Origin of the sequence: Agromyces protaetiae (assembly GCF_004135405.1) — a bacterium.
In the GTDB taxonomy this organism is placed as follows: domain Bacteria; phylum Actinomycetota; class Actinomycetes; order Actinomycetales; family Microbacteriaceae; genus Agromyces; species Agromyces protaetiae.
In genome coordinates, this window is the sequence record NZ_CP035491.1 from 3238404 (window position 1) to 3254579 (window position 16176).

Here is a 16176-nt window from a genome sequence, read left to right on the forward strand (position 1 = left end):
CCGCTCAACGGTTCCAGAATCGGGCCGTGACACCGGCCACCTCGACATCAAACCAGACCCGCGACTCCGAGGTCGCCCCGGGCACGATGCACGCCACGGGCGTCTGCGATGCCACGCCCGTCTCGTCGCCCTCGACGCCGCACCGGAACGCTGCGGGCAGCCCGCGGTTGTCGGGCGGGCCCGCCCACGTCCACGTCATGATCCCCGCGTTCCACGTGCGGCCCGGCACCTCGAACGTGAGCGTCGGGCTCTCCCCCGCAGGGAAGGTCTGCGACCACGGCCCGCACGACCCCCACACGGTGCACGCGCGCACCTGGAACCACGCCGTCTCGCCGTACGGACGGTTCAGGAGCTCCCGAAGCCACCCCGTGCCCGAGAAGGAGGCCGGCTGGCCGATCCGCACGCCGCCCGCGTCGACCGCGACGATCTGCACGACCGACGAACCGCCGTCGACGCCCGAGATGTAGCGGTCCCAGGTCGTGTCGCCGAGCCATCCCATCTCGCTCGCGACCCCTCCGATCGCGCCGGGCGCCGGACGCACGACCGTGCCGACGACGTCTCCGTGCGTACAGCCCGCGCGGTTGAACGCCCAGACGACGAACGAGTACGTCGCGGACTCCTGGAGGGCGCCCGAGAACCGCACGCTCGAGGCATCCGCCCCCGTCCTGACCATCTCGGCGACGTTGCCGCCGCCCGTCGGCGCGATCACCTCGCCGGGCGCCGGGCTCGAGACGCGGCACGCCTGCGGTCCCGTCGGCACGCGCGCGTCGCCCGCGACGAGGCGTTGCACGAAGTAGCCCGCGACGGCGTCGCCGTTGCCGTCGAAGGGCGACCACGACACCGTCACCGTCCCCGTCGCAGCGTCGCCCGCGACGCTCACGGCGCCCGCGATGGGGCTCCCGAAGGGGGTGGCGACGGCGGTCGCCCCGTTCCAATCGGCGAGCGCCGGGTAGGCGTCGTTGCGGGCGCTCACCTCGACGGGCACCTGACTGCCGTTCGCGAGCTGCTTCGCCTCGTAGGTGCAGGCGCTCACCGTGCATGCGGCCGCGGCGCCGACCTCCGCCGACACCCCGCCGACGGTGACGACGTACGCACGCACCCCCGAGCCGCCGGTGCTCGCGACGGGCGGCCACTCGATCCTGAGCGCGCCGTCGAGCGGACGCACCGTCAGGCTGGCCGGCGCCGGGGGCACGACGTCGGACCAGACCGCCGTCGGCACCTCGACGGGATCGCTCAGACCGATCGCGTTCCGGGCCTGGATGCGCACGACGACCGCGTGATCGCGCCCGTTGCCGGCCGTCGGCACGGAGCACGTCGTCGCCGTGCACGCCGTCGTCGAGATCTGCTCGCGCGTGGCCTGGTCGAGCAGGGTGACCTGATAGTCGGCGATCGCGGAGTTGTTGTAGGCGCCGGCGCCGAACTCGACCTGGAGCCTGCGGTCGCCGAATCCCGAGACGCGTGCGCCCGTCACCGGATCGGGGCGGTCCTGCACCTGCACCGTCACGAGGCCCCACGTGAAGCGCGACGGGTCGCCCGTCGCGTCGGCGACCTGGTACTGGACGGTCGTGTCGACGGCCGCCGCGGTGCGGGAGACCGAGACGGTCAGGGTCGAGCGGTCCTCGCTCGGTTCGATGCGGACCCCCTCGGGCAGCGAGTCGGCGTCGACTCCGCGCACGCCGACCACGCGAAGCGGGACCTTCGGGAACGGGTTCCCGGCGCGATCGTTCGCGAGCACGTCGATCGTCGTCGTCGTGCCGCGCGCGGCGACCGCGACGTCGGGCACCGGATCGGCGAGGGGCTTCGTCGACGGCGCCACGCGCAACTCGATGATGCCCGCCGTCCCGGCCACGCCGGTGCCGGTCGAGACGCCGATCGACAGCGCCGAACGCGTGCCCTGAACGGCCCGCTCCGACGCGTGGATCGTGAGGTCGTCGCCGTTGCGCGACACGTCGAAGTCGTTCGGCACCGGGCCGGTGGTGAAGACGAGTCCGTCGTCGGCGCCGGGCGACGGATGGCTCGTGAGCACCCCGAGATCGATCGTCTTCGTCTCGCCCGGCTCGAAGTCGAGGACCGTGCCGAGGAAGACCGGCGGTTGCCCCGCGGCCAGTCGCACGTCGATCGGGATGACGATGGTGCCGGTTCTCGCGGTCGGATCGTCGGGGGTCTCGCCGTCGGTCACGGTGAAGGAGAGCGACGCCGGACCGAAGTATCCGACGGCGCTGCGGAAGCGCAGCGTGTCCTCGTCGACGACGAGGTCGCTGTCGTCGCTGTGGGAGGCGCGCACGCTCGCGGCATCGGTCAGGCGTACGGGGCGTCCGGATGCCGCGATGACGAAGTCGTCGAGTTCGATGCGCACCTCTTCACCGCTCTCGACGCGCACGTCGGGCGCGTCCGCGCGCAGCTGCGGCACGGCGTCGTCGCGGCCGGGCACCCGGACGAGGGCGATCGCGCCGAGCGTCGGGTCGTCGGGGTGCGACACCCTGAACGGGATGATCCGGCGCTTCGCCTCGACGTCGATGCGGATGCTGCCGTCGGCGCGCACGCGCGCGCCCACGGTGTCGGGGTCGACGAGCGTCACGCGGGCGTCGGCGACGTCGGCGTCGGCGATGAACACGTTCCGCAGGACGTCGGCGTCGACCGTGTCGCGCCCGATGATGTCGCTGAGCCCGAGGACGGTGTCGGATGCCTCGGGGCGCACGAGCGGGGCATCCGCGCGTGCGACGACCCTGACGTAGTTCGACGCCGTCGCGAGCCTCGCGTTCTGCACGGTGTACAGGAACGAGTAGCTCCCCTCCGCGTCGGGGATGTCGATCACCACGGTGTCGTCGACGATCTCGGCGCGGGCGTCGCCTTCGATCGCCTCGGTCGAGATGATCGTGAGACTCGTGCCTTCGGGGTCGGAGTCGTTCGCGAGCACGCGCACCGCGACCGAACGACCGGGTCTGACCGTCACGGTGTCGGCCGTCGCGACGGGCGGCATGGCGGTGTCGGGTCGCGGGGCGATGCCGACACGGACCGTCCCGACGGCTCGCGCGCCGAGCGCGTCGACGACTTCGTAGCGGAACGTGTCGGTGCCCGGCGAGTACGCGCTCGCCCGGTACTCGAGCCAGTCCGCGCCTCGCCCGGCGACCACGCCGCGTTCGGGGTTGGAGCTCTGGCCGAGGAGTTCGACCGAGTCGCCGTCGGGGTCCGTCGACCCGAGCGGGATAGGGATGCGGATCGACTCACCGGCGACCGCGCGCGCGGTCACCGTCGTCGGAACGGGCGGCGAGTTCGTCTCGGGGTCGGCCGGTCGCACGAGGAGTTCGACCGTCGTCTCGACGCCCTGACCGTCGGGCCCTTCGACGCGATACGCGGCGTGGTACTCGCCCGGCTCGTCGGGGGCGAGGTACCGCAGCCGGTCGCCCGCCACGAACAGAAGACCCCGCTCGGGCGCCTGCACGAGGTCTTGGGCGAGCGTGAGCGGGTACCCGTCGGGGTGGACGTCGTTCGCGAGCACGGGCACGTCGACGACGTCGCCCGTGCGGGCGGAGATCCGGTCGGACACCGCGACGGGCGGCTGGCGCCGTTCGGGCACGGGCACCTCGACGAGGGTCACGACGCCGTCGGCCGACGCGAGTCCGTTGCTCACGCGGTACCGGATCTCGGTCGAACCGAGTTCGAGCGGGCGGTCGAGGGTGACGCGGAGGATCCGGTGCTCGACGATCTCGGCGCGCACGCCCAGTTCGCCGGCGTCGACGGGGAGCCCCGTGAGCACGAGCACGCCGCCGGTCGGGTCGATGTCGCTCGCGAGCACATCGACCTCGGCCGCCTCTTGCGGCTTCAGGAACGCCGTGTGCGGCACCGTGATGGGCGTCGTCGCGCGCTCGGGAGGAGTCCGCACCTCGACCCGGATCACGCCCGTGACGGTCCGGATGCCGTCGGTCGCGGCGTACTCCAGATAATGCGTCCGCACGTCGTCGCTCGTGAACCGGAAGACGCCGCCGTCGAGATCGGCCGAGATCGTCGCGTCGGGCTTGGCCGGAACGTCCACGAGACGGACCGGCCCCGATCCGCCTCGGACGTGCCGAAGCGGTTCGATGCGGACCTCTTCGCCGGCGTTGGCGAGGACGACGAAGGGCTCGGCGACGAGCTCGGCCTCCCCGGCGGCCTTGACGTCGATCCGGAGCGCCCCCGAGCCCGTGTCGCGACCGTCGGACACCGCGAGCAGGACCGATCGTGATCCGGGCGTGCCGAGCCGCTCGTCGAAGACGACGACGCCGTCGGGACTGGCCCCCACGAAGTCCCCGCCCTCGATCGACGCGCCGCGGAGGAACACGGGATCGCCGTCGGGGTCGACCCACTCGCCGAGCACCGGCACGCTGACGCGGTCGCCCGTCTCGACGATCGCCGAGGGGCGGCGAAGCTGCTCGGGCGCACCGTTCTGGTCGGGGCTCCGCACTTCGACGCTCACCCTCGCCCGCGCCGAGGCCCCCCGGCCGTCGTTGATCGTGTATCCGAAGTCGAGCGACCCCGAGGCATCCGCCGGCAGCGTCAGCTGGACTTGCTGCCGGTCCGAGACGAGGTCGAGGCGCACGCCGTCGGGAAGCGTGCCGTCGACGGAGTCGACGACGAGGACGTCGCCGTTCGGGTCGTAGTCGTTCAGGAGCACGGGAAGCAGGGTCGCCCGTCCGGGCCGCGCGCCGAAGACGTCGGACTCGGCGACGGGGTCGGATTGGGCGCGCTCGAGCGTCGGAGGCTGCGTGTCGTCGTCGCGCTCGACCTCTTCGTCGGCGCGGTCCTCGTCGGCGAGTTCGTCCCAGTTGTCGATGAGCGCGTGGTCGGATGCCGCTGCCCACGTGAGGCCCGAACGCGGGTCGTTGAGCACGAGCGCGTCGCCGTTCTCGAGGAACTCGAACGACGTCGACGCGATGCCGCCGTCGAGCTGCACGAACGCGCCCGGCGAGCCGTCGCACGACCGCCAGGCCGTACCGCCCGCCCATGCGGCGTGGAGGCATCCGCCGTGTTGGACGGGCTGCGCCGGGAGTCCGGATGCCCCGTCCGCGACGAACGTCGGATCGGTCCCGTCGAGCGGGACGAGCACGAGCCCTCGCCGCGTGCCGATCACGACCCGGGTGCCGTCGACCGACGGTTTCTGCAGCAGTGGATCGTCCCCGGACTCGAGCACGTCGGAGAGGTCGACCGAGCCCCCCTCGAGGGCGAGGGTCTCGGATTCGGGGTCGAGCACCGCCCAGCGCCCGTCGACGGAGGTGATCTGCGGGACGGCGTCGGTCGTCGCCGACTGCCAACTGCCGGAGACGGCCGACGAGCGCTCGGCGTCGACGCGTTCGACGACGCCCGTCGAGGGCGAGTACGCGAACACGATCCCGGCCCCGTCGATCGAGACGACGGCTTGCGCGCCGAACTGGAGCGACGGATCGTCGTCGGGGTCGAAGTCGACGAATCCGTCGACGGGCGTGATCCACACGTCGCCGGCGGACGCGACGACGACGTTGGCGCCGGCGATCGCGACCTGGGGCTCGTCAGGCGGCACCGGCACGGTGTCGAGGAGCGTCGAACTCGTCGGGTCGATGACGCCGACGTTCGCCGCGGCGTGGTCGACGGCGAGCACGGTGCGCCCGCTCTGCACCAGCTCGACGTGCGGCGCGCCCGTCTCGACGACCGAGTTCAGCTCGTCGACGATCGTGTTCGCTCGGCCCACCGACTGCAGCCGGTCGTTGACGACCCAGACCGACCCGTCGCCGAGGTCGACGCGCTCGGCCTTGTAGCCGCCCGAGACGAGGGCGGCGCCGCCGACGAGGCCGACGAGGGCGGCGACGGCCCCGCCCGTGATGACCGTCGAGCGCTTCGCCTTGAGATCGGAGAAGCGCATCATCCGACCGGTTCGTCCAGGTCGACGCAGTGCTCGCGGCTGGTCGCGCCGGTCTTGCCGGCCCGTGCGACCCTGACGCTCGCGCACACCCGGTCGAGGCCGGACGCGTCGACGAGGTACACGGTCGCGCGCTGCGCCGGGGCGACGGCGTCGTCGACCGTCACGAGATAGGTGTCGCCCGACGCGATCCCGGGGTCGTCCCAGGTGAACGCGACGGTGTCGCCGTCGATCTCGGCGCGGAGCTCTCCGACCGTGGGGATGCCGTTCCACGGCGCGATGGCGACGACGACCGCGGTCGCGACGACGGCGACGAGGGCGACCGCGGCCGCCGACACGGCCCAGACCCGGCGGAGTGCGGCGGCCGACCGCGTGCGTGCGCTCGCCGAGCGCTCGGACGGGCGCACTTCGGGCGTCGAGGCGACGGCGACGGAGTGTGCGGCGGCGCGACGTCGGCGGCGAGGCACGTGCACGGCTTCGGTCGGCGCTCCGACGACGCGCGTGCGGTCGTCGAGGTCGGCGCCGAATCCGTCGGCCCACTCGTCGACGACCGCGTCGATCGGGGTCTGACGGAGCGAGAGCTCCTCCTCGACCGCCTGGAGGTCGCGCGCGAACTCGAGGGCGCTCGCAGGGCGGTCTTCGGGGCGGCGGCTCATCGCGCGCTGCAGCGCCTGCTCGAGGCTCGCTGGGACGTCGGGGCGACCGATGGGCGGCGGCTTTGCCCGCGAAATGCGGGCGACGAGCGCCGCGGATCCGTTGTCGCCTCCCTCGACCTCGAACGGGCTCCGCCCCGCGAGGAGGGAGTAGACGGTGGCGCCGAGCGACCAGACCTCGCTCGCGACCCCTGCCGGCGCGTCTTCGCGCAGCACTTCGGGCGCCGACCACGGGATGGAGAGCCCGACCGAGGCGGTGCGTTCGGCTTCGGCGAGCGTCGCGGCGATGCCGAAGTCGCTGAGGACGGGGTGTCCGAACGCGGTCGTCAGGATGTTCGACGGCTTGATGTCCCGGTGCAGCACGCCTTCGCGGTGCGCCGTTTCGGCGGCGCTCGCGATGCGGACGCCGGTTTCGAGCGCTTCGGCGAGCGGGAGAGGGGTGATGCGGTAGCGCTGCGCGAGCGCGGCGTGGCAGTACTCCATGACGAGATACGGTCTGCCGTCGGCGGCGACGCCTGCCTGGTAGACGGTGAGGATCGACGGATGGCTCGCGAGGCGCGCCATGTGGTTGACCTCGGCCTGGAACATCCGCCGCACGTCGTCGCTCGCGACCTCGGCGAGCAGCACCTTGACCGCGACGAGCCGACGCGGCATGTTCTGCTCGTAGAGGTGCACGTCGGCGAAGCCGCCCGACCCGAGCACGCGCACGAAGGCGAAGCCGGGCAGGTTCGGCGGCGTGGCCGGAAGTCGCCTCGACACGATCCTCCCCAGCGGTCTGCGGGGCGCGCGGCCTGGGTGGGCCGTCGCCAAGTGGGTCTATTGTACGGACGTTCGCCGCGACCCAGGTCGGGTCAGCTCTCGGATGCCTCGGACTGGGGGCCCTGCACCGCGATGACGTCGACGACGACGACGGTCACGTTGTCGCGGCCGCCGTTGCCGAGCGCCGCGTCGACGAGTGCGCGTGCGGCGCGTTCGGCCTTCGGGTTGGAGAGGAGGAAGTGCCGGATGCCGTACGGGGTGAGCTCTTTCGTGAGTCCGTCGGAGCACACGAGCAGGCGCATGCCGGGTTCGATCGCGATCGCCCGGTAGTCGGGCAGCGGCGGTTCGTGGAACCCGACCGCGCGCGTGATGACGTTGGAGTGCGGGTGCGTGTCGGCTTCTTCGCGCGTGATCTGGCCCGCGTCGACGAGTTCTTGCACGACGGAGTGGTCGACCGTGAGTTGCTCGAGCACGCCGCCCACGACCCGGTAGACGCGCGAGTCGCCGATGTTGAAGACGATCCACGCGGGTTCGCCCGAAACCTCGGAGAGGGCGATGCCCGTGACGGTCGTGCCGCTGCCTTCGTCGGTGACGCCTTTGCCGCGGCCCATGTCGGCGACGGCCCGCTCGAGCGCGTCGTCGATCTCGGCGGTGCCGATCGAGACCCGGCCGCCGTGCTCGGCGAGTCGGGTGACCACCGCTGCGCTCGCGAAGTCGCCCGCGGCGTGGCCGCCCATGCCGTCGGCGACGGCGAAGATGGGCGGTTGGGCGACGAAGCTGTCTTCGTTGACCTCCCGCCGGAGTCCGGTGTGGGTGACCGCGGCCCACGCCAGCCGCACTTCGGCGCCGCTCGGCAGCGTGACCCCGTAGCGGGGGTTGCCGTTGCCGATCTGCGTCACGCCGGGGCCCATCTGTTCGGGAGCGCTCGATCATCCTGGGGAGGGAGGATCTCGACGATGGTATCGCTTCCGAGATCGAGGGCGGTGCCCGGCACGACGACGATCGACTCGCCCGTCCGCATCCGCCGGGTTCCTGCGGCGGTCCTGAGCACGGTGCCGTTGGTCGATCGGAGGTCGGTCGCGACGAGCCGGGACCCCTCGCGGCGGAGTTCGAGGTGCGTGGCCGACACCTCGGCGGCCTCCCGGCCGACGGAGACGAGACGGACCGGGCCCGTGGCCCCGTTGGGCCGCTGAGGACTGCGCCCGATGCGGACGATCCCGGCGACCTCGATCGCGTCACCGTCGCCGATCCGGAACCGCGGCGCGAGCCGGGGCTCGGGCTCCGCGTCGGACGACGCCGCCCATCCGCTCGGCTCGTCCTCAGGCGCGTTCGTGACCGGGTCGGACGCCTGCCATGCGACGCTCGTCGCACGGACGACCCCCGATCTGCGCCCGACCGCGAACCCGCCGCCCAGGAGGTCGAGCGCGTCGAGGGAGCTCCCGGCGCCGCCGATCCGCAACGCCGTCACATCGCGGAACTCCGCGAGGTGCCACGGCGTGATGCCCTTGGAGTCGAGCCGGCGCCGCCCTCCGGGCGAGGCGAGGTCGACCGCGCCCTCGCCGCGCACGACGACCGTGATCGGGCCGCCTTCGGGCGGCCACCACACGAGTCCGAACGAGGCGACGCCCGAGGCGCCGAGCGGGATGCAGCCGACGATCCCTTCGAGGGTCGCCCGGTCGTCCGTCGCGGCGGCGGTGAGCGCGGCCATCGCGTGGTCGGGCGCGGGTGAATCGAGCGCGACGATGAACCGGGTGCCGACGACGACGTCCCAGACGCCCGCGCCCGACTCGCGCGCGCCTCGCACGATCCCATCGACCATGTCGCCAAGTCTGGCATCGACGCGCGGTCCCGTCGTCCCGCATCGACGGCGACGGATGCCTCGCACGCGCGCCGTTCCGACGAAATCGTCAGTCGAGATGCATGCAGACGACGGAATCCCTTGCCCGAGACATCCGCGACTGTCACAATCAGGCCATGGCGCCCCACTCGCGTTCCCTGCAACGTCCGGTGCAGCTCGACGACGTCTCGAAGGCCATCATCGAGCAGCTCCAGGCCGACGGGCGGCGTTCGTACGCCGACATCGGCAAGGCCGTCGGCCTCTCCGAGGCCGCCGTGCGTCAGCGCGTGCAGCGGCTCACCGAGGCCGGAGTCATGCAGATCGTCGCGGTGACCGATCCGATGCAGCTCGGGTTCACCCGTCAGGCGATGATCGGCGTGCGCGCCGCAGGCGACACGCGTCGGCTCGCCGAAGAGCTCGCGGAGATCCCCGAGATCGACTACGTCGTCCTCACGGCCGGCAGCTTCGACGTGCTCGCCGAGGTCGTCTGCGAGGACGACGACCAGTTGCTCGAGCTCTTGAACGAACGCATCCGCGCCCTCGACGGCGTGCAGACGACCGAGACGTTCGTCTACCTCAAGCTGCAGAAGCAGTTCTACAACTGGGGCACGCGCTGAAGCGCGGCCCGCGACGGGAAGGCACTCGATGACCGGACGGATCCAGGACGACGGGACCCTCCAGCAGATGGCGAAAGACCATCTGTGGATGCATTTCGCCCGCCAGTCGACGATGGAGCAGGGGGTTCCCGTCATCGTGCGGGGCGAGGGCCACCACATCTTCGACATCCACGGCAAGCGCTACTTCGACGGGCTCGCGGGGCTCTTCGTCGTGAACGCCGGGCACGGGCGCAAGCGGCTCGCCGAGGCCGCGGCGAAGCAGGCCGAGCAGCTCGCGTTCTTCCCGATCTGGTCGTATGCGCATCCCGCGGCGATCGAACTCGCCGACCGGCTCGCAGGCTACGCGCCGGGCGCGCTCAACCATGTGTTCTTCTCGACGGGCGGCGGCGAGGCGGTCGAGACGGCCTTCAAGCTCGCGAAGTACTACTGGAAGCTCCAGGGCAGGCCCACCAAGCACAAGGTCATCTCGCGCGCGGTCGCCTACCACGGCACGCCGCAGGGCGCCCTCGCGATCACGGGCATCCCGGCCATGAAAGAGATGTTCGAGCCCGTGACGCCGGGCGGGTTCCGAGTGCCGAACACGAACATCTACCGCGCCGCCGAGGCGGGCGCGCCGACCGACCCCGAGGCGTTCGGGCGGTGGGCGGCCGACCGCATCGAGGAGATGATCCTCTTCGAGGGCCCCGAGACGGTCGCCGCGGTCTTCCTCGAGCCCGTCCAGAACTCGGGCGGATGCTTCCCGCCGCCGCCGGGCTACTTCCAGCGTGTGCGCGAGATCTGCGACCGGCACGACGTGCTCCTCGTCTCGGATGAGGTGATCTGCGCGTTCGGCCGCATCGGGCACATGTTCGCGTGCGACGCGTACGGCTACGAGCCCGACATGATCACGTGCGCGAAGGCCATGACGAGCGGGTACTCCCCCATCGGCGCCACGATCGTCTCCGATCGTCTCTACGAGCCGTTCTCGAAGGGCAGCACGAGCTTCTCCCACGGCTACACGTTCGGCGGGCATCCCGTGTCGGCGGCCGTCGCGCTCGAGAACCTCGACATCTTCGAGGAAGAAGGGCTCAACGAGCGCGTGCGCGAGAACTCGCCGCTCTTCCGCGCCGAGCTCGAGAAGCTCCTCGACCTCCCGATCGTCGGTGACGTGCGCGGCGACGGCTACTTCTTCGGCATCGAGCTCGTCAAAGACAAGGCCACGCGCGAGACCTTCGACGAAGACGAGTCCGAGCGACTGCTCCGCGGCTTCCTCTCGAAGGCGCTCTTCGACGCCGGCCTCTACTGCCGCGCCGACGACCGCGGCGACCCCGTCATCCAGCTCGCGCCGCCGCTCACGATCGGGCCCGCCGAGTTCCAGGAGATCGAGCAGATCCTCCGGAGCGTCTTGACCGAAGCGTCGAACCGGCTCTGAGGTGGGTCGCGTCCCGACGAACGGCGCGGATGCCTCGACCGAGCGTGCGCGCCGCGCGAGCTTCTGGCTCGACGACCTCGTGGTCTCGGGGCTCGACGAACTCCGCCCGCGCCCGTCGCTCACGACCGACCTCCACGTCGACGTATGCCTCGTCGGCGGGGGCCTGACGGCGCTCTGGACGGCGTACTCGCTCGCGAAGGCCGACCCGTCGCTCCGCATCGCCGTGCTCGAACGCGAGATCGCGGGCTTCGGGGCGTCGGGGCGGAACGGCGGGTGGTGCTCGGCGCTGTTCCCCCGTTCGACGGCTTCGCTCGAACGCACCCACGGCCGCGACGCCGCGGTCGCGATGCGCCGGGCGATGATCGATACGGTCGACGAGGTCGGGCGGGTCGCCGCGGCCGAGGGGATCGACTGCGACTTCGTGCGCGGCGGCACGGTGCTCTTCGCGCGCTCCGCCGTGCAAGATGTGGCGGCACGGGCCGAGGTCGACGAGGCGACGCGGTTCGGCGTCGACCGGCTCGAGTACTGGAACGCCGACGAGGTCGGACGACGGTTCGGCGTCCGCGGGATCGCCGGCCACGAGACATCCGCCGCCTTCGATCCCGCGTGCGCGCGCGTGCACCCGGGCAAGCTCGTGCGCGGCCTCGCCCGCGTCGTCGAATCGCTCGGCGTCCTGCTGTTCGAACGCACCGAGGTGCTCGACTGGACGGCGGGACAGGTCAGGTTCCGGGCGCTGGGCGACGGCGGCGGAAGCGGCGTCGATGACGGCACTGCGGGGCCACACGGCACCGTGCGCGCGCGGCATGTGATCATCGCGACCGAGGGCTACGGCCCGGCGCTCCCGCGCGTGCGCCGACGCATCCTGCCGCTCTACTCGCTCATGATCGCGACCGAACCGCTCCCCGAGTCGGTGTGGCGCGACATCGGGATCGAGCACGGGCAGACCTTCAGCGACTACCGGCACCTCCTCGTCTACGGGCAGCGCACGGCCGATGACCGGTTCGCGTTCGGCGGGCGCGGTGCGGCCTATCACTGGGGCAGTGCGGTCTCCCCCGACTACGAGCGCGTCGATCGCGTGTTCGCGCACCTGCGGAACGCGCTCGACGACCTCTTCCCCGCCGCCAGGGATGCGCGCGTCACGCACCGCTGGGGCGGCCCGCTCGGGGTCGCACGGGACTGGCACGCGACGGCGAGCTACAACCCGAAGACGGGCGTCGGATTCGCGGGCGGGTACGTCGGCGACGGCCTCTCGACGACGAACCTCGCGGGCCGCACGCTCGCCGACCTCGTGCTCGGTTGCGACAGCGCGCTCACGCGCCTGCCGTGGACGAATCACCGCTCGCCGCTCTGGGAGCCCGAGCCGTTCCGATTCGCGGGGGCGAACCTCGGTCTCCTCGGCACGACGCTCGCCGACGTCGAAGAACGCGTGACGCATCGGCCGTCGCTCATCGCGCGCGCGATCGGCCCGCTCGTCGGACACTGACTCCGCCGCCGTGCGCCGCCCGGAGCGCACCCGCTCACGCGGCCCGTCGGTCGGTCGGGGCCGTGAACGCCCACTCGGGCAGCGCGCCCGAACCGAAGTACGCCGACAGCAGTGCCGTCATCGAGTGCTCGGGATCGATCGCCGCGCTCCGCTCGAGGAACGCCCACGCTGCCGAGCCGCGCCCGAGCGACCACGACAGCCACGCCGCGATGCACAGCGCCGGCGGGCGCTGCGCCTCGGGTGCGAGGGCGATCGCCCGCTTGACGTGCTCGAGGCCGCGCTCGACGCGCTCGACATCGGGACGTTCGCTCGTGAGTCCGAGCATCAGATTCGAGACGACGATGGTCGTGGCGAGTCCGCCTCCACCACGACGGGTCTCGCGTCGGACGAAGTCGTCGACGGAGAGCCCGGCTTCCTCCGCCCTGTCGATGGTGTCGAACGCATCATCCATCGCGACCGCTCCGACCTCCTCGCCGAACCCGATCTGGAGCATCATCGCGTCGCGGATGGCCGGCCGCTCCGCGAGATGGACGAACCATGCGCTCGCCTCGGCTTCCGAGAGCGTCCACACGAGCGACTCGTCCTTCCTCTCCGAACGGGCATCGCCGACCAGCCGCTCCACGAACGTCACGGGATCGGCTGCGTCGCCCAGACGGTCGAGCAGGCCGCCCGGCTCCTCGTCGACCAAGGCGAGCACGCGTGCGACCTCGGCAACTTCCTCGGGCCGCACCTCGGGCAGCTCGGCCGCCCCCTCAGGTGAAGCGATCCCGCGCCCGCGCAGCACGGGATGCGCGGCGGCCGGGCTCTCGTCGATGAGCGCGAGCGAACGCCCGGCTGCAGGCGTCCCGGCGTCGAGGAGCGACCCCCACGCGTCGCGCGCGACACGCAGCACGTCGCGGACGTGGAACCCCGCGTCGTCGGCGCGATCGGCGACCCGGCGCAGCAACTCGCGCTCCCCTGCCGCCGCGGCGCCGCGATACCGCGCATCGGAATAGACGACGGGCACGAGTGCGTCGACGTCGGGGAGCCGGCACAGCATCGCGACGACCCGTTCGGCGAGCCGCTGCCGGTCGTCGACCTTCGCAGGCAGGTCGAATCGGATGACCCCCGCCGTGCGATTGCCCGAGAAGGCGACCGCGACGAGGGAACGCGCGGGTCGGTAGCCGGCGAGTGACGGAAGAAGGGCGAGGAAGTCGTGCGCCGCTTCGGCGCGGATGATGGTCGTCATGTCGCGAGCATGCCGCCGTGACATCCGCCGCTTCGTCCGTCGGAAGCCGAACGTGGACCGATTCCGCGACCGGCACGGTGTGGAGGACCGCTCGGTCGGACGACGCGCGACCGCGACTCAGAACCCGGCGAAGATCTCCGAGATCTCGGCCTCCTCGGCGGCATCGGGCCGCCATGCCCCGGCCGCCGCGTTCTGCGCGATCTGCTCGGGCTTCGTCGCTCCCGCGATGACGCTCGAGAGCGCCGGCTGGGCGAGCAGCCACCCGAAGGTGGCCTCGAGCATCGTCACGCCGCGCTCGTCGCAGAACGCGCGGTAGCGATCCAGCACCTCCCACGGAGCATCCGTCACGAGGTACTGCCGCTGGCGCATGATGCGCGTGTCGGCCGGGTTGTCATCGCGGCGGAACTTCCCGGTCAGGAGGCCGTTCTGCAGCGGGAAATAGGGCAGGAACCCGAGGCCGAGATGCCGGACGGCCGGGAGCACCTCGCGCTCGACGCCGCGCCGGAGGAGGTTGTATTCGTCTTGTGCCGAGACGAAGTGGACGGCGCCCAGTTCGCGCGCGACGAACTCCGCCTCCGCGATCTGCCATGCCGGCAGGTTCGAGTGGCCGATATAGCGCACCTTGCCCTCGCGCACGAGCTCGTCGAGCGCCGCGATCGTTTCGGCGATCGGCGTGTTCGGGTCGGGCGTGTGGAGTTGGTACAGATCGATCCACTCGGTCTGCAGTCGGCGCAACGAGCCTTCGACGGCGAGACGGATGTATCGGCGCGAGCCTCTCGCGCCCCACGACGGCACCGGCGACGGGATCTGCGCGTGCCCGAACTTCGTGGCGATGACGAACTCGTCGCGGCGGCCCCGGATCGCGTTGCCGAGGAGCGTCTCGCTGAGTCCGTATTCGCCACCGTAGATGTCGGCGGTATCGATGAACGTGACGCCCGCGTCGTGGGCGGCATCGACGACGGCGTTCGTGCCCTCTTGGGTCTCGGTCGCAGTGCCGACCCGGCCGAAGTTGTTGCCGCCGAGGCCCACCGCCGAGACGCGAAGGCCGCTGGAACCGAGGGAACGGTACTCGAGAGCGCTCATCCCCCAGCGTAGGGCGACATTCCGGATGCCTCGGCCGCCGTGTCATCGCACGACTCCTCCACATCCGGCGCATCGCGGGAGCTGTCCACGCGATGTCCGATTCCCGCGAGCCGCCGTCGGCGGTCGCGATTACGCTCGGGGATATGACCGACGCGTATCTCACCCGACTCGACACCCCCATCGGGCGCATCGAGCTCGTCGCCGACCGCGAAGCCGTCGTCTCGCTCGACATCGAGCACGACGGCGCGCTCCCTCACGACGATCTCCCCGAACGCCTGAACCCCGTGCTCGAACTCGCACGCACCCAACTCGCCGAGTACTTCGCGGGCGCCCGCACGACGTTCGACGTGCCCGTCCGTCTCTCGGGCACCCCGTTCCAGCAGGCCGTGTGGGCCGAGCTCGCCCGACTCGGCTGGGGCGAAGCCACTTCGTACGGCGCCCTCGCCGCTGCCGTCGGCAAGCCGGGCTCCGCCCGCGCGATCGGCGGCGCCGTCGGCGCCAATCCCGTGCCCATCCTCGTCGGCTGCCACCGCGTGCTCGCCTCCGACGGGCGCATCACCGGCTACTCGGCGGGCGAGGGCATCCCGACCAAGCTCTGGCTCCTCGGGCACGAGCACATCGGCTTCGCCGCGTGAGCGTCATCCCGCCCTCCGACCTCGTCGTCGGCGACGACGGGCTCGCCCGCTGCCGTTGGGGTGCCTCCGACCCCGAGTACCGGCGCTACCACGACGAAGAGTGGGGCACTCCCCAGCACGACGACATCCGGCTCTTCGAGAAGCTCTGCCTCGAAGGTTTCCAGGCGGGGCTCTCGTGGATCACGATCCTCCGCCGCCGCGAGGCGTTCCGCGAGGTCTTCCATGGCTTCGACCCCGCTCGGGTCGCTGCCATGACCGAAGCGGATGTCGAACGGCTCCTCGGCGACGCCCGCATCATCCGGCACCGCGGCAAGATCGAAGCCACCATCCAGAATGCGCGGGCGACCCTCGCACTCGAGCTCCCCCTCCACGACCTGCTCTGGAGCTTCGCTCCCCCGCCGCGCGTCGCCCGCCCCGTGCACTTCGGAGACGTTCCCGCAGTCACACCCGAGTCGACCGCGATGAGCAAAGAGCTCCGAAAGCGCGGCTACCGATTCGTCGGGCCGACGACCATGTATGCGCTCATGCAAGCGTGCGGGATGGTCGACGACCACCTGGCGGGGTGCTTCCGGGCGGGCGCCCCGAACTAAGCTGCCGCGGC

General features: G+C 71.8%; 11 protein-coding genes. 5 read left to right on the top strand and 6 right to left on the bottom strand.

The genetic code is table 11. The features are described from left to right. Positions 1 to 4 precede the first annotated feature (4 nt). The 4 genes from ET445_RS15095 to ET445_RS15110 form a co-directional block, all read right to left on the bottom strand. On the bottom strand, positions 5 to 5875 hold the full coding sequence (locus ET445_RS15095) for an Ig-like domain-containing protein (RefSeq protein ID WP_129191999.1): 5871 nt from the start codon (positions 5873 to 5875) through the stop codon (positions 5 to 7). Continuing rightward, the gene (locus ET445_RS15100; protein ID WP_243695228.1) at positions 5872 to 7281 is read right to left on the bottom strand and encodes a serine/threonine-protein kinase; all 1410 of its coding nucleotides are present in this window, start codon (positions 7279 to 7281) and stop codon (positions 5872 to 5874) included. The genes ET445_RS15095 and ET445_RS15100 overlap by 4 nt, the downstream gene beginning before the upstream one ends. 92 nt (positions 7282 to 7373) lie before the next feature. Beyond that, positions 7374 to 8180 carry a PP2C family protein-serine/threonine phosphatase gene (locus ET445_RS15105; protein WP_129192000.1) on the bottom strand — a complete coding sequence of 269 codons (807 nt, stop codon included), beginning with the start codon at positions 8178 to 8180 and terminating at the stop codon, positions 7374 to 7376. Then, entirely contained in the window at positions 8177 to 9100 is a 924-nt protein-coding gene (locus tag ET445_RS15110; RefSeq protein WP_129192001.1) for an FHA domain-containing protein, read from the bottom strand. Before ET445_RS15110 ends, ET445_RS15105 begins: the two co-directional genes overlap by 4 nt. Positions 9101 to 9255: 155 nt before the next feature. Between ET445_RS15110 and ET445_RS15115 the strand changes: the two genes are divergently transcribed. Genes ET445_RS15115 through ET445_RS15125 form a run of 3 tightly spaced genes read left to right on the top strand, consistent with a single transcriptional unit; the run spans position 9256 to position 12629 of the window. Continuing rightward, positions 9256 to 9735: an Lrp/AsnC family transcriptional regulator gene (locus tag ET445_RS15115; RefSeq protein ID WP_129192002.1), complete on the top strand. Its 480-nt coding sequence runs from the start codon at positions 9256 to 9258 to the stop codon at positions 9733 to 9735. Positions 9736 to 9763: 28 nt separating this feature from the next. Beyond that, positions 9764 to 11146, top strand: a complete 1383-nt coding sequence (locus ET445_RS15120) for an aspartate aminotransferase family protein (RefSeq protein ID WP_129192003.1) — start codon at positions 9764 to 9766, stop codon at positions 11144 to 11146. A gap of 1 nt (position 11147) precedes the next feature. Further along, on the top strand, positions 11148 to 12629 hold the full coding sequence (locus tag ET445_RS15125) for an NAD(P)/FAD-dependent oxidoreductase (RefSeq protein ID WP_243695229.1): 1482 nt from the start codon (positions 11148 to 11150) through the stop codon (positions 12627 to 12629). 34 nt (positions 12630 to 12663) lie between these two features. Here ET445_RS15125 and ET445_RS15130 read toward each other — a convergent pair whose 3' ends face one another. Together ET445_RS15130 and ET445_RS15135 are read right to left on the bottom strand one after the other, a co-directional pair. Then, on the bottom strand, positions 12664 to 13857 hold the full coding sequence (locus ET445_RS15130) for a DUF4192 family protein (protein ID WP_165314422.1): 1194 nt from the start codon (positions 13855 to 13857) through the stop codon (positions 12664 to 12666). A gap of 117 nt (positions 13858 to 13974) precedes the next feature. Further along, positions 13975 to 14940 carry an aldo/keto reductase gene (locus ET445_RS15135; RefSeq protein WP_129192005.1) on the bottom strand — a complete coding sequence of 322 codons (966 nt, stop codon included), beginning with the start codon at positions 14938 to 14940 and terminating at the stop codon, positions 13975 to 13977. A 143-nt stretch (positions 14941 to 15083) separates the two neighbouring features. Between ET445_RS15135 and ET445_RS17650 the strand changes: the two genes are divergently transcribed. Beyond that, positions 15084 to 15575 (top strand): methylated-DNA--[protein]-cysteine S-methyltransferase, encoded by a 492-nt coding sequence (locus ET445_RS17650; RefSeq protein WP_208008445.1) that lies wholly within the window; start codon positions 15084 to 15086, stop codon positions 15573 to 15575. 5 nt (positions 15576 to 15580) lie between these two features. Next, positions 15581 to 16165 carry a DNA-3-methyladenine glycosylase I gene (locus ET445_RS17655; protein WP_208008701.1) on the top strand — a complete coding sequence of 195 codons (585 nt, stop codon included), beginning with the start codon at positions 15581 to 15583 and terminating at the stop codon, positions 16163 to 16165. The last annotated feature ends 11 nt before the right edge of the window (positions 16166 to 16176 follow it).

What these genes read in the sequence shown, in the direction of transcription:
- ET445_RS15130 (WP_165314422.1), bottom strand. Translation starts at nt 13,857, where the DNA reads ATGACGACCATCATCCGCGCCGAAGCGGCGCACGACTTCCTCGCCCTT.
- ET445_RS15095 (WP_129191999.1), bottom strand. Translation starts at nt 5,875, where the DNA reads ATGATGCGCTTCTCCGATCTCAAGGCGAAGCGCTCGACGGTCATCACG.
- ET445_RS15110 (WP_129192001.1), bottom strand. Translation starts at nt 9,100, where the DNA reads ATGGTCGATGGGATCGTGCGAGGCGCGCGCGAGTCGGGCGCGGGCGTC.
- ET445_RS15120 (WP_129192003.1), top strand. Translation starts at nt 9,764, where the DNA reads ATGACCGGACGGATCCAGGACGACGGGACCCTCCAGCAGATGGCGAAA.
- ET445_RS17650 (WP_208008445.1), top strand. Translation starts at nt 15,084, where the DNA reads ATGACCGACGCGTATCTCACCCGACTCGACACCCCCATCGGGCGCATC.
- ET445_RS15115 (WP_129192002.1), top strand. Translation starts at nt 9,256, where the DNA reads ATGGCGCCCCACTCGCGTTCCCTGCAACGTCCGGTGCAGCTCGACGAC.
- ET445_RS15135 (WP_129192005.1), bottom strand. Translation starts at nt 14,940, where the DNA reads ATGAGCGCTCTCGAGTACCGTTCCCTCGGTTCCAGCGGCCTTCGCGTC.